Raw genomic sequence first — 12394 nt, 5'->3', positions numbered from 1 at the left:
TCAGAAACGATGACGACGGAAAGGGGCATTAAACCCCTTCCCGCCAGCAATCGCAAGATTACTTAACGTCAACCTTGGCGCCTGCGTCTTCAAGCTTCTTCTTGAGATCAGCAGCTTCAGCCTTGGAAACGGCTTCCTTGACCGGCTTCGGAGCGCCTTCAACGAGGTCCTTGGCTTCCTTGAGGCCGAGGCCGGTGATGCCGCGAACTTCCTTGATGACGTTGATCTTGTTGGCGCCAGCGTCAACCAGGATAACGTCGAACTCGGTCTTTTCTTCTTCCGGAGCAGCAGCAGCAGCAGCGCCGCCAGCAGCAGCAACGGCTACCGGAGCAGCAGCGGAAACGCCCCACTTTTCTTCGAGAAGCTTGGACAGTTCTGCAGCTTCCAGAACGGTCAGCGAGGAGAGGTCTTCTACGATCTTTGCGAGATCAGCCATTTTGATAGTTCCTTTTGTTCAGTTCGAACCAGTTTGAATATTTACAGCGAAAAACCGCCTTAAGCGGCTTCGTCCTTCTTGGCGTAAGCCGAGAACACCCGTGCCAGCTGGCTTGCAGGTGCAGCGACAACCGTAGCGACGCGCGTTGCCGGGGCGTTGAGAAGGCCCAGCAGCTTTGCACGCAGCTCGTCGAGCGAAGGCAGGGTCGCAAGCGACTTGACTGCTTCGGCGTTGAGCGTGGTTGCGCCCATGGCGCCGCCCAAAACAACGACCTTGTCGTTGGTCTTGGCGAAATCCATGACGACTTTCGGAGCGATCATCGGGTCAGTGCTGTATGCAATCAGCGTCTGGCCCTTGAAGAGATCTGTCATCCCTTCCGACTCCGTACCCTGAAGAGCGATCTTGGCCAGGCGGTTCTTCGCGACCTTGACGGTGCCTCCGGCAGCGCGCATCTTCGAACGGAAGTCGTTCATCTGCGCAACGGTGACACCAGCATAGTGGGCCACGACAACCGAACCGGAAGCCTTGAAGACTTCGTTCAGCTCCGTGACGAATTCGCGTTTTTCCGCTCTTTCCACTGTCTGTCTCCAGTAGACGGGACCACATGATTGTGAACCCGTCGGGTTTGCCTTTGCCCCAAGGGACCTTTTTACAAAGATCCCGAGCGACGCTCGAGGATCCTGTCCCCCGCTCTGTCGCCGCAAACGGCTTCAGGCACAGGCACACCAGGTTCGAACCGGACAGTCAGGCATCGACAGATGCCTCAAATCCAGCCTCACCCGTCTCATGCGGGTTGAATGATTAAGGCCAAATCCCGAAAGACAAGGCCACCCGCAATCTCGGACAGGAGTTCCGGGTTTCCCCGGAAATCTCCGGCTCCCTGGGAGCCGGAAATTCGTTTATTCACACCTCCGTCAGGAAGCGCGAGAATTGATTAAGCCGTAACCGACGAAGGGTCGATCTTAACGCCTGGACCCATGGTCGAGGAAATCGCGACGCGCTTGACGTAGTTGCCCTTGGCACCCGTCGGCTTTGCCTTGATGACAGCATCGGCAAAAGCCTTGATGTTTTCTTCAAGAGCCTTGGCGTCAAACGAAGCCTTGCCAACGCCAGCGTGTACGATACCGGCCTTTTCGACGCGGAATTCGACAGCGCCGCCCTTGGATGCCTTGACAGCACCGGCAACGTCCATGGTCACGGTTCCGACCTTCGGGTTCGGCATCATGCCGCGCGGGCCGAGTACCTTGCCGAGACGGCCGACGAGCGGCATCATGTCCGGGGTCGCGATGCAACGATCGAAGTCGATCTTGCCGCCCTGGACGATTTCAACCAGTTCTTCCGCACCAACAACGTCAGCGCCGGCAGCCTTGGCTTCGTCAGCCTTGGCGCCACGGGCGAAAACGGCGACGCGAACGTCACGGCCGGTGCCGTTCGGCAGGTTGACAACGCCACGAACCATCTGGTCCGCATGGCGCGGGTCAACGCCGAGGTTCATCGAAACTTCAACGGTTTCGTCGAACTTGGCGACAGCACGTTCCTTGACCATCGAGATGGCGTCGGTGAGAACGTAGAGCTTGTTGGGATCCACACCTTCGCGGATCTTCTGAATGCGCTTTGCTACCTTGGCCATGATCAACCTACCACTTCCAGGCCCATGGCGCGGGCAGAACCCTCAACCATTGCCATTGCGCCTTCGATGTCGGCTGCGTTCAGATCCTTCATCTTGGCTTCAGCGATCGTCTTGACCTGAGCCTTGGTGATGGAGCCGACCTTGGCGCCCTTGCCAGGCGTCTTGGAGCCAGAGGTGATCTTCGCTTCCTTCTTCAGCCAGTAGGTCATCGGCGGCTGCTTCATGACGAAGGTGAAGGACTTGTCCTGGTAGTAGGTGATGACGACCGGGATCGGCATACCCTTTTCCATTTCCTGCGTGGCGGCATTGAACGCCTTGCAGAATTCCATGATGTTAATGCCACGCTGACCAAGTGCCGGACCGATCGGCGGGGACGGATTGGCCGACCCAGCCTTTACCTGCAACTTGAGCTGGCCTGCAACTTTCTTAGCCATATCTCTCTGCCTTTCAATTCAAACCGGTTGCCCGGCTTCTCTTAAGCCGGATTGCTCCGGCGGCTGCGGTTGCGTGGTGCGGCGCCCTGCCCCGGCTTAAAGAGCCAGTTTGCCTTCCACGCGCTTGGGGCTTCGCCCCGCCAATCAGACCTTCTCGACCTGATTGTATTCCAGCTCGACCGGCGTAGCGCGGCCGAAAATCGAAACTTCCACCTTCAGGCGCGAACGCTCTTCGTCGACATCCTGAACCACGCCGTTGAACGACGCGAACGGACCGTCGGAAACGCGAACCTGTTCGCCGACCTCGAACGAAACCGACGACTTCGGACGCTCGACACCTTCCTGAACCTGACCGAGAATACGCTCGGCTTCATAATCCGGGATCGGAACAGGCTTGCTGTCCGAACCGAGGAAACCGGTAACCTTCGGCGTGTTCTTGATGAGGTGGTAGGCCTCATCCGTCAGGTTGGCGCGCACCAGCACGTAACCTGGAAAGAACTTGCGCTCGCTATCGACCTTGCGACCGCGACGCACCTCGACAACCTTTTCGGTCGGCACGAGGATTTTTTCAAAAAGATGATCCAGACCCTTCTGACGGGCTTTTTCTTCGATCGACTCAGCGACCTTCTTTTCAAAATTCGAATAAGCGTGAACGATGTACCAGCGCGCTGCCATTTTTTTCTCCGTTCGATCCTTCTACCGGGCCTTTGAGCGTGCCGTTACCGGCCGACGTTCAACACCAGGCTGAGCAGCCAGCCGATGAGCTGGTCCGCAGCGAAGAAGAACAGAGCCGCAAAAATGACCATCACCAGCACCATTGCCGTCGAAATCATGGTCTCGCGGCGCGACGGCCAAGTGATCTTTGACGCTTCGGCGCGAACCTGCTGCAGAAACGTAAACGGGTTGGTTTTGGATGCCATTGACTGCCCACGCAATTACGGCGCGTAAAGCCGAACTAATCAGCCCCACGCACCGCGTGTCTGTTTTGACCCTACATAAACACCGATTCCGCTTTTAACAAGAGGAAATCGACATTCGGCGAAATTCGCCGGTAAACCGGCCCCATCTGCCATGCAGCGAAAACCGCGCTTGCGAATGGAAAGTGGCAGGGGCAGAGGGGCTCGAACCCCCGACCTGCGGTTTTGGAGACCGCCGCTCTACCAACTGAGCTATACCCCTTCGTCACCTAAATCGACCGCGAAATCGCTTGGCCAATTCGGTATGCGCTCCTTTAAGGTGCAGGGAAAAGAATGGCAAGAGCTTTTTGTCACTTGTCCGAAGTTTATCCCCGCCGCGCTTTACCCTCTTCAGGCAACGCCATGCCAGCTCAAGGTTCGACCTGTGAACGATCGACTGGATATGCGGCCCCGGCACCGCGCTTGCGTTTGGCATGGGCGATCCGGCGCGCGACCGAGCGCTTCCACTTCTTCAGCGTCGCGAGCGAAAAGAATCGTTGCGCCTGCAGCATCCACCCGGCAATGCCGCGCGGTGTCTTGGAGCCGTAATTGCTTCTGCCATAACCGAGGTGGGTGACCTTCGTATCGGAAAGCCACGCCATGATTACCCCTTGATCCTTGTAATAGAGGCTGATCTCGGCTTCGCTGGCGAAACCGGCATAGCCATGCGGAAGCTTTCGATAATCGGCCAGCCGCTTCAGCGTCGGATTGAAGGTAAAGCTGTGCCAAACCCGGTGAGCGGCCGGCGGTATCTTCCAGTATTCGCGATCGCCCGGCCTCGCCGATATCTTCTTGATGGCAGCAGGCATGTCCTCATCGGTCCGCAACTGGACAAGCCCGACCTCGGGCTCACGCTTCAACACCTCAAGGCCCCGCGCAACAATTCCCTCGACCGGAAAAGTCCAGTCATCTTCAAGGTGAAGGATGTAAGGTGTCTGAACCTGCGAATAGGCCTTATCGATGGAGCGGTGCTGGCCAAGATTGACGCCGTTCAGGATAACCCTGAGCGGCTGGTCAGGGTAACGGGCGGGAATATCCAGTACCGTCGCATCGTCCGAATCTTCGATGACGATGAACTCATGCAGGGGATAATCATTCGTCGCAAAAAAAGCGTCCAGCGTTGCGACCAAAAGGTCCGGACGACGGTGACTCGTCAGAACCGCGGTTAAATCAGACATTGGAATACGCCCCTCCCAAGCGACGCACGCCGCACTTACACGCAATCGAGACGCCAGTCCTGTGGCGACCCAAAGCCAGTTGAACCCGGCCGATTTCGGCGGAACCTAAAAATTTTTGGTGTCATTATCAAGTATAAAAGCCCAGCCAGGAGAGCATACAAACAAAAACGGCGGCACCCATGGCGCCGCCGTTTTTTGTTTTATTCCACATCCGGTCGCCCGGCTGAAAGATTACTCGACGATCGAAGCAACGATGCCTGCGCCGCGTGCAAATCGCGCTTGCGCGCCATTTGCACATCTTGACTGCCGTCGGCAGGCTTACGGCATCGTTAGCGATCGTTACTCGACGATCGAAGCGACGATGCCTGCGCCGACGGTACGGCCGCCTTCGCGGATAGCGAAGCGCAGCTTTTCTTCCATCGCGATCGGAACGATCAGCTCGACGTCAACCGTGACGTTGTCGCCAGGCATAACCATTTCCGTGCCTTCAGGAAGCGTCACGATGCCCGTCACGTCCGTGGTACGGAAGTAGAACTGCGGACGGTAGTTCGTGAAGAACGGCGTATGACGGCCGCCTTCTTCCTTCGTCAGGATGTAGGCTTCAGCCTTGAACTTCTTGTGCGGCTTGACCGAACCCGGCTTGCACAGAATCTGACCACGCTCGACGCCGTCACGGTTAACACCGCGAACCAGTGCACCGATGTTGTCGCCAGCCTGGCCCTGGTCGAGCAGCTTGCGGAACATTTCAACGCCGGTAACAGTCGTCTTCGAGGTCGGACGGATGCCGACGATTTCGACTTCTTCGCCAACCTTGACGATACCGCGCTCAACGCGACCCGTCACAACCGTACCACGGCCAGAGATCGAGAACACGTCTTCGATCGGCATCAGGAACGGCTGGTCGATCGGACGCTCAGGCGTCGGGATGTAGGCGTCAACCTGAGCCATCAGCTCGCGGATCGCGTCTTCACCGATCTTCTTGTCGCTGTCTTCAAGAGCAGCAAGCGCCGAACCCTTGACGATCGGAATGTCGTCGCCCGGGAAGTCGTAGGACGACAGAAGTTCGCGAACTTCAAGCTCGACGAGCTCGAGAAGCTCGGCGTCGTCAACCTGGTCCACCTTGTTGAGGAACACGACGATCGCCGGAACGCCAACCTGACGGGCAAGCAGGATGTGCTCGCGGGTCTGCGGCATCGGGCCGTCAGCGGCAGAGCAAACCAGGATCGCGCCGTCCATCTGGGCAGCACCGGTGATCATGTTCTTCACGTAGTCGGCGTGGCCGGGGCAGTCAACGTGCGCGTAGTGACGGTTCGCCGTCTCATACTCAACGTGCGCCGTCGAAATCGTGATACCACGGGCCTTTTCTTCAGGCGCGGCGTCGATCTGGTCATACGCCTTGAATTCGCCGAAGAACTTCGTGATCGCTGCCGTCAGCGACGTCTTGCCATGGTCAACGTGACCGATCGTGCCAATGTTGACGTGCGGCTTATTGCGCTCAAACTTGCTCTTTGCCATGTGAATTGCTTCCTGTGAACGTGAAGTAGTTTCCCCGGCGAACCGGTTTGGTGTCGCCGTTTAAGGCTTTGTAAGCGAATGCGCAAGACTTAATTGCGAAAGCGCCTGCGCGCGCGGCTTAAGTGCACCTCGAGCCGCGTATATGGTGCACACCTGGAGGCATTTAAAGCCCGACAGGCCGTGACGCCATGGCGATACGCCGATGGCCATCCCCTCCCCTCGCGATCACTAATCAAGATATTTCATCACAACTTCTTTACCGCTGCGGCCTTCTTGGCTTAAGGACAATTTATCGCCGGGGGGAGACGGGCGATCAGACGGGCGTGCCGGTTGGCGCCATCCATTGATCCGCCGCTTCCCCCCGCGTCCTTCTTTCCGGTTCAGGACCAACCCATGGAAATTTTTACAGCCGCCGGCTTCACGGCATTCTTGCAGGTCATCGCAATTGACCTCGTCCTGGCGGGCGACAACGCCATCGTCATCGGCCTTGCGGCCGCCGGCCTGCCCGCCCATCTCCGCCGCAAGGCGATCCTCGTCGGCATCATCGCCGCCACCGTGCTGCGCATCGGTTTTGCCGCCATCACCGTGCAGTTGCTCTCGATCGTCGGTCTCCAGCTTTTCGGCGGTCTGTTGCTCGCCTGGGTGTGCTGGAAGATGTGGTCGGAACTGCGCGAGGCCGCAGGCTCGATGGAAGACGAGGTCACCGACGACGAGGCCGACCTGACGAAGGGTCACAAGACCTTCTTCCAGGCGGCGACCCAGATCGTGATTGCCGATGTTTCGATGTCCCTCGACAACGTCCTCGCCGTCGCCGGCGCTGCGCAGGAACATGTCACCGTGCTGATTATCGGCCTTGTTGTTTCGATCGCGCTCATGGGGCTCGCCGCCAACTTCGTCGCCAAGCTGCTGCACCGTTATCGCTGGATTTCCTATCTCGGCCTCATGGTCATTATCTATGTGGCGCTGAACATGCTCTATCACGGCACGGTCGAGGTTCTGCCTTATATCAGGCCCTACCTCGGCTGAGACCGCCATTCAAGATGACACCACAAAGGCCCGGAGACGCCCGTTTCCGGGCCTTTTCATTGGCCAATCGGCGCGTACGGCCGCTCCCGTTTCGACCGGCTGCAGAACAGGAAGAATCGGTCGCCGCGGCGGCTTTCGAAAATGGACAAGACAGGGAAATCATCAATTTTTGCCAATGGTTTCTGGCAGTTGAGGTCAGCCACGGGCAAGCCTAGGGAGTTAGTTAGAGAGTCATAATAATAAAAAGAAAGGTAAAGCTGCCAATGGCTTATGACTGGAGTGGCGGGCGAACCCGCCGCCTTCGCAGGGTAAGGCTCGGCGTTGTCGCCAGCTCCCTTATCCTGCTGGCGCTTCTAGCGTCGCTCGTTCTTGGTTGAACGCGCCACGCGCGCACTTCCACGCTGACCGGCGGCACGGCAAGGTTTCAGAAACCGCCCTGCCGCCGCTCCATGGCTCCGCCGCCGCTCAGGATTTCTTCACATCCACGCAGTGAGTCGGCTGTTTCATCTCCGGATCAGCCATCACGTCGTAGAGATCCGCCTCGTCCCCCTTCGACCACCAGACATAGACGCCGCTCTCATATCGCGCGCCGGAACCGGAAATGACATTGGCGGCAACGGTCACGCCACTTTTCAGCCCAAGCCGCACGAGACTGATATCACCCGCATTGAAATAGACGGCCTCGACCTTGTCGGACCCGCACTGGTACGTGGCCTCAACCTTCTCGACCACCGTGTCTTTCGTGAGCGGAATCACCAGATCGTCCGCCATGGCGGCGGGCGCGGCGAACAGGCTGACGGTTGCGAAGGTGAGCAGGGTTGCTGATTGTTTCATGATGGCCTCTCCGGTTTCGTGACATAGGTGACGCCAGTATAGCCAAAATATGGCAGCGGCCCTTACGTATAAAATATGCATTACGACAATACCCCGGCCACACTGACGCAGGGATACTCATGAATTTTCTTTAATACATATATATCGAGGCAGATTCAGCGAAACAGCCAATAAACGACGCCAAGGATAACGGTCCACATCAGCAGGGATATGGCGAGAACCGTGAGATAATTTCGAAATCGTCTTGTCATCCGCCCACTTGCCGGCGGGACCTATTGGAATGCCGCCGAAGTTGAATTGCTGGATGCGGGTCGAGCCGCAGCGTCAACCCGTCTTTATCAAGAGAATAAATCGCAAGCCATTCACAGATCTTACCCCTAAAACGGGGTGCTCCAAGCCACGCTGTTTCCGACAGCAAGACGTCCGCAAGCCCGTCCTGAGCGGGGATGTTACGCCACCCTTGTTCGCCGGCAACGGCAGAAAGGGTATAAACATCAAGGCCGGCGCAGTTCGGACACGCCCCGACCGTCCTGGATTAAGCACTGGCGCGGGTAGACACTGATCAACCCGCGCCAGCTCACGTCAGCTCTTGAGCGCCGTATTGCACAGGCTCCAATAACCGCCACCCTTCTGGATCCACTTGAGATCACCGAGCGTGCCGTCATTCTTGTTCTTGTGATAGGAGTCGACGCAGGTCTTCAGCCGGGCCTTAGCCGGGGTCTCGCTGGAGTATTTTTTATCGACAGCACTCGGGAAAGCCACGCCCTTCGGGGCCTTCATCGTCGCTTTTTCAGGCTCTTTTTCAGTCGTCGCCGCGACCTGCTTGTCATCGGCTGCATCTTCGGCGGCGGCTTCGCTGCCGCAGAACTTCGCTCGATAGTCGTTCCACTTGATATCCTTGGCGGAACCGTCGGCTTTCGCCGCCTGATATTTCACGCTGCACTCTTTCATGGTGAGTGCGGCCGCGGGGGAAACGAACGCTGCCGATGCCAGCAGCGCGAATGAGGAGAGAATGACAGCCTTGTTAAACATGGAAGACTCCCGTGTGCATGATTGCCGGGCGACTATCCGACCGGATTTTCCACTTGTCAACGAGCAGCGCAGCAGGCGCGCAATGCCCTGATGAAGCCGGATAAAACGGCCTTGCTGGGCGTGAGATGCGATCGCCGTCGCATGCAACGTGTAGCCGGGATAACCTCCATCAAGAATCACGTATTCGTGTGAAGTCAATCCCTCACCGGAACGAAATTCCTAAATTTTCGTTAGCATCTCGAACGAATAACGAGGATTTATCGATGTTGAGGATGCCGAAGACTATCTCCGCGCTCGCTCTTGGCGTCGCATTATCTGCCGCTTCAATCGCGCCCGCCAATGCCCTGAGCCTTATTCAGCCTGCCTACGAAACGAAGGCCCAGCCGTCCGACCAGCGAGGCTACCCCGCGACCGCTTTTGCTGCCGGAAAAGGCGAAGACGCCACATCGGAGGGCTATGCCCTCTCACAGAGCGAAATCAACCACGTCAAATGGTGCGCCGCGCGTTACGCATCCTACCACCCGACAGACAACAGCTATATGGCGCCCACCGGCAGCCGCACCCAGTGTCGCTCGCCCTATTAATGGGCAAGCGGCGCAACGCTTCCGCGAAAACAAGATAAAATTTACCTTAAATTCTATTGATCTGAACCTTTTCAGCCGGCCGCCGTTTGACACGCAAGCGAATGGGGAAAGCATGATGTTGTGGAATTTGGACAAACTGGATCAAGAGCGCATTGACCTGATTGAGGTTATCGGCGCGCTGCGTCGTGCGGAGCGCATGGCGACCCATGATCGTGCGACGATCTTCGAGGAAATAACTGCTCATATGAGCAGGTTGAGCGAATTGGATGCCGAAAGATTGCGGCTTCAGTCGACCCTGGAGCCCTCCTAAAGCGAAGAATGTTCGCTTCCTGGCCAGGCCGCCGCGTCAGGTTGCGCGCACACGATAAGCCCGAAAACCAAACGAACGCGTAAACACCAGCTGATTGTATAAATTTTTGGAGAGTTTGGAGCGGGTAGCGGGAATCGAACCCGCGTATTCAGCTTGGAAGGCTGCTGCTCTACCATTGAGCTATACCCGCGGTGGTGATTTCGATCCGTGCAGAATGGTGGAGGGAGTTGGATTTGAACCAACGTAGGCGTAGCCAACGGATTTACAGTCCGTCCCCTTTAACCACTCGGGCATCCCTCCAGCTTTCTGCTAGGATCGAGCGACCAAGCTCTTCAGATTTCGCTGCGGCGAAGCGCCGTTGCGTCGTCTGTGGCGCGTATATGACGGCCTCATTCGTTTCTGTCAACACGCCCTTTCACGAATTTTCTGGAAAAAATTCAAACCGCTTTGCCGCCCTGTGGATTATCGCGGGGGCTGGTGCGCGGCTGCTCGCGGAGATATAAGGCGCCATGAGCAAAGACGATACCAATAACAAATCCACCCGCGACACGCACTACGCCAACCTGCGCCGTGCCGTGCGCGACGCCAAGCGTGAGCGTGGCGAAATTCCGACCCCGCAGCAGCCGAAGCGCCGCAACCGTGGCGCTGACGACTGGAAGCCGCCGCAGCTGGCGCCGGATCAGGTTCATCTCTATGGCCTACACACCGTGCGCGCCGCGCTCGCCAATCCCGAGCGGCAGATCGTCAAGCTCTCCGTCACCCAGAATGCCTTCGCGCGGCTGGACATCGGTGAAGCGGAGGCGCAGCCATTCCCGGTTGAGATTGTCTCGCCTCAGGATATCGACCGCGTGCTCGGCCCGGAAGCGATCCATCAGGGCGTAATGCTGGAAACCCGACCGCTGCCGGTCAAGCGGCTCGGCGCGCTGAAGGACAGCCCGCTCATTCTCGTGCTCGATCAGGTTACCGATCCGCACAATGTCGGCGCCATCATGCGCTCGGCAGTCGCCTTCAACGCCGGGGCGGTCATTACCACGATGCGTCACAGCCCGACCGAGTCGGGCGTGCTGGCGAAATCGGCATCCGGTGCGCTGGAACTCATTCCCTATATCCAGATCACGAACCTGGCGGATGCGCTGGGCGAGTTGCATAAACTCGGTTTCTTCTCCGTCGGACTGGATTCGGAAGGCCCTGCCCCCATCGAGCAGACGTTCAGCGGTGAAAAAATTGCGCTGGTTCTCGGCGCCGAGGGCAAGGGGCTGCGGCAGAAGACCCGCGAAACAGTGTCCGCGCTCGCCCGTCTCGATATGCCAGGCGAGATCAAATCGCTCAACGTGTCGAATGCCGCAGCGATCGCGCTTTACGCAACGCAGCAATTTCTGGGCAAAGCGTCGGCCTGACGCTTTCCCTTCCTTGCGAAATGGAAACGCGCATCGCATGCTGCGCCTTTGTGATTGCGCACGGAGAAAATCTCAACATGACTGAGCAGACCATTAAACCGACCGGCGAGCTGACGTTGCGAACGCTCGCCATGCCGGCCGACGCCAATCCGGCCGGTGATATTTTCGGCGGCTGGGTCATGTCTCAGATGGACTTGGCGAGCGGCATCCGCGCCGCAGAACGGTCCCGCTGTCGCGTGGTCACGGCCGCAGTCAAGGAAATGGCCTTTGAACTGCCGGTGAAGATCGGCGATACGCTATCCATCTACACCGATATCGCCCGCGTCGGACGCACCTCCATCACGCTGACTGTCGAAGCCTGGGCGCAGCGCTCCCGCTACGATAAGCTGGAAAAGGTAACGGCTGGCACCTTCATCATGGTGGCCATGGACGAAAACGGACAGCCGACCCCCATTCCCGCTGCGGAATAACCACCGCGAACTCGGGTGGCGACGTCGCCACCCATCGCTTATTGGAAACCTAAGGTGCCAAGCGCCCCCTCACGCCTGGCCGACAATTGGCGCCGAGGGAAACGCCGCGCTCAGAACATCGTGTTGCTGTTCGCTGCATTTTCCGGAACGGGCTGGATCACGTCCCAATGTTCGGTGATCTTGCCGTCGGTCACACGGAAAATATCGACGATGGCCCTGCCGCGGTCACCATCATTTTCCGTCGAATGAATGTGCAGATAGACCAGATCACCATCCGTCGCGCTGCGCACGATCCGGGCTTTCGACTGAGGATTTTCCTTGAAGAAACCGGTGAAGTAATTGACGAAGGGCGCCTTTCCATCCGGTACCATGGGATTGTGCTGCTTGTAGCTATCGACAAGCACCGTAGCTCCCTTCTCCACCTCATGCTTGTTGAAGACCGTGTCGTAGAACTCGATCACCAGCTTGCGATTGGCTTCTTCCTGGCCGAAATCCCGCTTTGCGGTTTCGGCCAGCAGCGGTCCGGCAATTAACCCCGGTCCAAGCGCGAGCGTGACGACGGCGAGGCGACGTGTGAGAAAATTCATGGATC

General features: G+C 57.9%; 16 protein-coding genes and 3 tRNA genes. 5 read left to right on the top strand and 14 right to left on the bottom strand.

Translation table 11 applies throughout. The annotated features are described in order from the left end of the window. Positions 1-58: 58 nt before the first annotated feature. The 9 genes from rplL to tuf all read right to left on the bottom strand — a co-directional run bounded on the left by rplL (position 59) and on the right by tuf (position 6149). Entirely contained in the window at positions 59-436 is a 378-nt protein-coding gene (gene rplL / locus AT6N2_RS00720) for a 50S ribosomal protein L7/L12 (protein WP_004442635.1), read from the bottom strand. 59 nt (positions 437-495) lie between these two features. After that, complete coding sequence (rplJ, locus tag AT6N2_RS00715) at positions 496-1014, bottom strand: 50S ribosomal protein L10 (protein WP_063948576.1); 519 nt, start codon at positions 1012-1014, stop codon at positions 496-498. 356 nt (positions 1015-1370) lie between these two features. After that, positions 1371-2066, bottom strand: a complete 696-nt coding sequence (gene rplA, locus AT6N2_RS00710) for a 50S ribosomal protein L1 (protein ID WP_063948574.1) — start codon at positions 2064-2066, stop codon at positions 1371-1373. A gap of 2 nt (positions 2067-2068) precedes the next feature. Beyond that, the gene (rplK, locus tag AT6N2_RS00705) at positions 2069-2500 is read right to left on the bottom strand and encodes a 50S ribosomal protein L11 (RefSeq protein WP_027677153.1); all 432 of its coding nucleotides are present in this window, start codon (positions 2498-2500) and stop codon (positions 2069-2071) included. Positions 2501-2644: 144 nt separating this feature from the next. Beyond that, positions 2645-3175: a transcription termination/antitermination protein NusG gene (gene nusG, locus AT6N2_RS00700; RefSeq protein WP_209087680.1), complete on the bottom strand. Its 531-nt coding sequence runs from the start codon at positions 3173-3175 to the stop codon at positions 2645-2647. Positions 3176-3219: 44 nt separating this feature from the next. Beyond that, on the bottom strand, positions 3220-3420 hold the full coding sequence (secE, locus tag AT6N2_RS00695; protein ID WP_003523719.1) for a preprotein translocase subunit SecE: 201 nt from the start codon (positions 3418-3420) through the stop codon (positions 3220-3222). A 183-nt stretch (positions 3421-3603) separates the two neighbouring features. Continuing rightward, positions 3604-3679 (bottom strand) — tRNA-Trp (locus AT6N2_RS00690). Positions 3680-3827: 148 nt separating this feature from the next. Further along, the gene (locus tag AT6N2_RS00685; RefSeq protein ID WP_209087678.1) at positions 3828-4634 is read right to left on the bottom strand and encodes a glycosyltransferase family 2 protein; all 807 of its coding nucleotides are present in this window, start codon (positions 4632-4634) and stop codon (positions 3828-3830) included. Between the two features lie 339 nt (positions 4635-4973). Continuing rightward, positions 4974-6149: an elongation factor Tu gene (gene tuf / locus AT6N2_RS00680; protein ID WP_063948570.1), complete on the bottom strand. Its 1176-nt coding sequence runs from the start codon at positions 6147-6149 to the stop codon at positions 4974-4976. A gap of 393 nt (positions 6150-6542) precedes the next feature. Between tuf and AT6N2_RS00675 the strand changes: the two genes are divergently transcribed. Continuing rightward, positions 6543-7175 (top strand): TerC family protein, encoded by a 633-nt coding sequence (locus tag AT6N2_RS00675; RefSeq protein ID WP_209087676.1) that lies wholly within the window; start codon positions 6543-6545, stop codon positions 7173-7175. A gap of 465 nt (positions 7176-7640) precedes the next feature. Here the strand turns inward: AT6N2_RS00675 and AT6N2_RS00670 are convergent, their stop codons facing one another. Together AT6N2_RS00670 and AT6N2_RS00665 are read right to left on the bottom strand one after the other, a co-directional pair. Continuing rightward, entirely contained in the window at positions 7641-8009 is a 369-nt protein-coding gene (locus tag AT6N2_RS00670) for an MliC family protein (protein WP_063948568.1), read from the bottom strand. A gap of 582 nt (positions 8010-8591) precedes the next feature. Beyond that, the gene (locus AT6N2_RS00665; protein ID WP_209087674.1) at positions 8592-9041 is read right to left on the bottom strand and encodes a hypothetical protein; all 450 of its coding nucleotides are present in this window, start codon (positions 9039-9041) and stop codon (positions 8592-8594) included. Positions 9042-9304: 263 nt separating this feature from the next. Here AT6N2_RS00665 and AT6N2_RS00660 point away from each other — a divergent pair, with 263 nt between their 5' ends. Then, on the top strand, positions 9305-9625 hold the full coding sequence (locus AT6N2_RS00660; RefSeq protein ID WP_063948564.1) for a BA14K family protein: 321 nt from the start codon (positions 9305-9307) through the stop codon (positions 9623-9625). 115 nt (positions 9626-9740) lie between these two features. After that, entirely contained in the window at positions 9741-9935 is a 195-nt protein-coding gene (locus AT6N2_RS00655) for a hypothetical protein (protein WP_209089569.1), read from the top strand. A 116-nt stretch (positions 9936-10051) separates the two neighbouring features. Here the strand turns inward: AT6N2_RS00655 and AT6N2_RS00650 are convergent. Together AT6N2_RS00650 and AT6N2_RS00645 are read right to left on the bottom strand one after the other, a co-directional pair. Then, positions 10052-10125: transfer RNA gene (locus AT6N2_RS00650), tRNA-Gly, on the bottom strand. A gap of 25 nt (positions 10126-10150) precedes the next feature. Further along, positions 10151-10235: transfer RNA gene (locus AT6N2_RS00645), tRNA-Tyr, on the bottom strand. A 209-nt stretch (positions 10236-10444) separates the two neighbouring features. Between AT6N2_RS00645 and AT6N2_RS00640 the strand changes: the two genes are divergently transcribed. Together AT6N2_RS00640 and AT6N2_RS00635 are read left to right on the top strand one after the other, a co-directional pair. Next, positions 10445-11332 (top strand): TrmH family RNA methyltransferase, encoded by an 888-nt coding sequence (locus tag AT6N2_RS00640; protein WP_209087672.1) that lies wholly within the window; start codon positions 10445-10447, stop codon positions 11330-11332. 77 nt (positions 11333-11409) lie between these two features. Then, the gene (locus AT6N2_RS00635; RefSeq protein WP_063949081.1) at positions 11410-11802 is read left to right on the top strand and encodes an acyl-CoA thioesterase; all 393 of its coding nucleotides are present in this window, start codon (positions 11410-11412) and stop codon (positions 11800-11802) included. A 110-nt stretch (positions 11803-11912) separates the two neighbouring features. Here AT6N2_RS00635 and AT6N2_RS00630 read toward each other — a convergent pair whose 3' ends face one another. Further along, the gene (locus AT6N2_RS00630; protein WP_209087670.1) at positions 11913-12389 is read right to left on the bottom strand and encodes a nuclear transport factor 2 family protein; all 477 of its coding nucleotides are present in this window, start codon (positions 12387-12389) and stop codon (positions 11913-11915) included. Positions 12390-12394 lie beyond the last annotated feature (5 nt).

Source organism: Agrobacterium tumefaciens, from assembly GCF_017726655.1.
GTDB lineage: Bacteria > Pseudomonadota > Alphaproteobacteria > Rhizobiales > Rhizobiaceae > Agrobacterium > Agrobacterium tumefaciens_B.
Note: the sequence above shows the minus strand (reverse complement) of the source record. Positions and strands in the feature narration are given on the sequence as shown.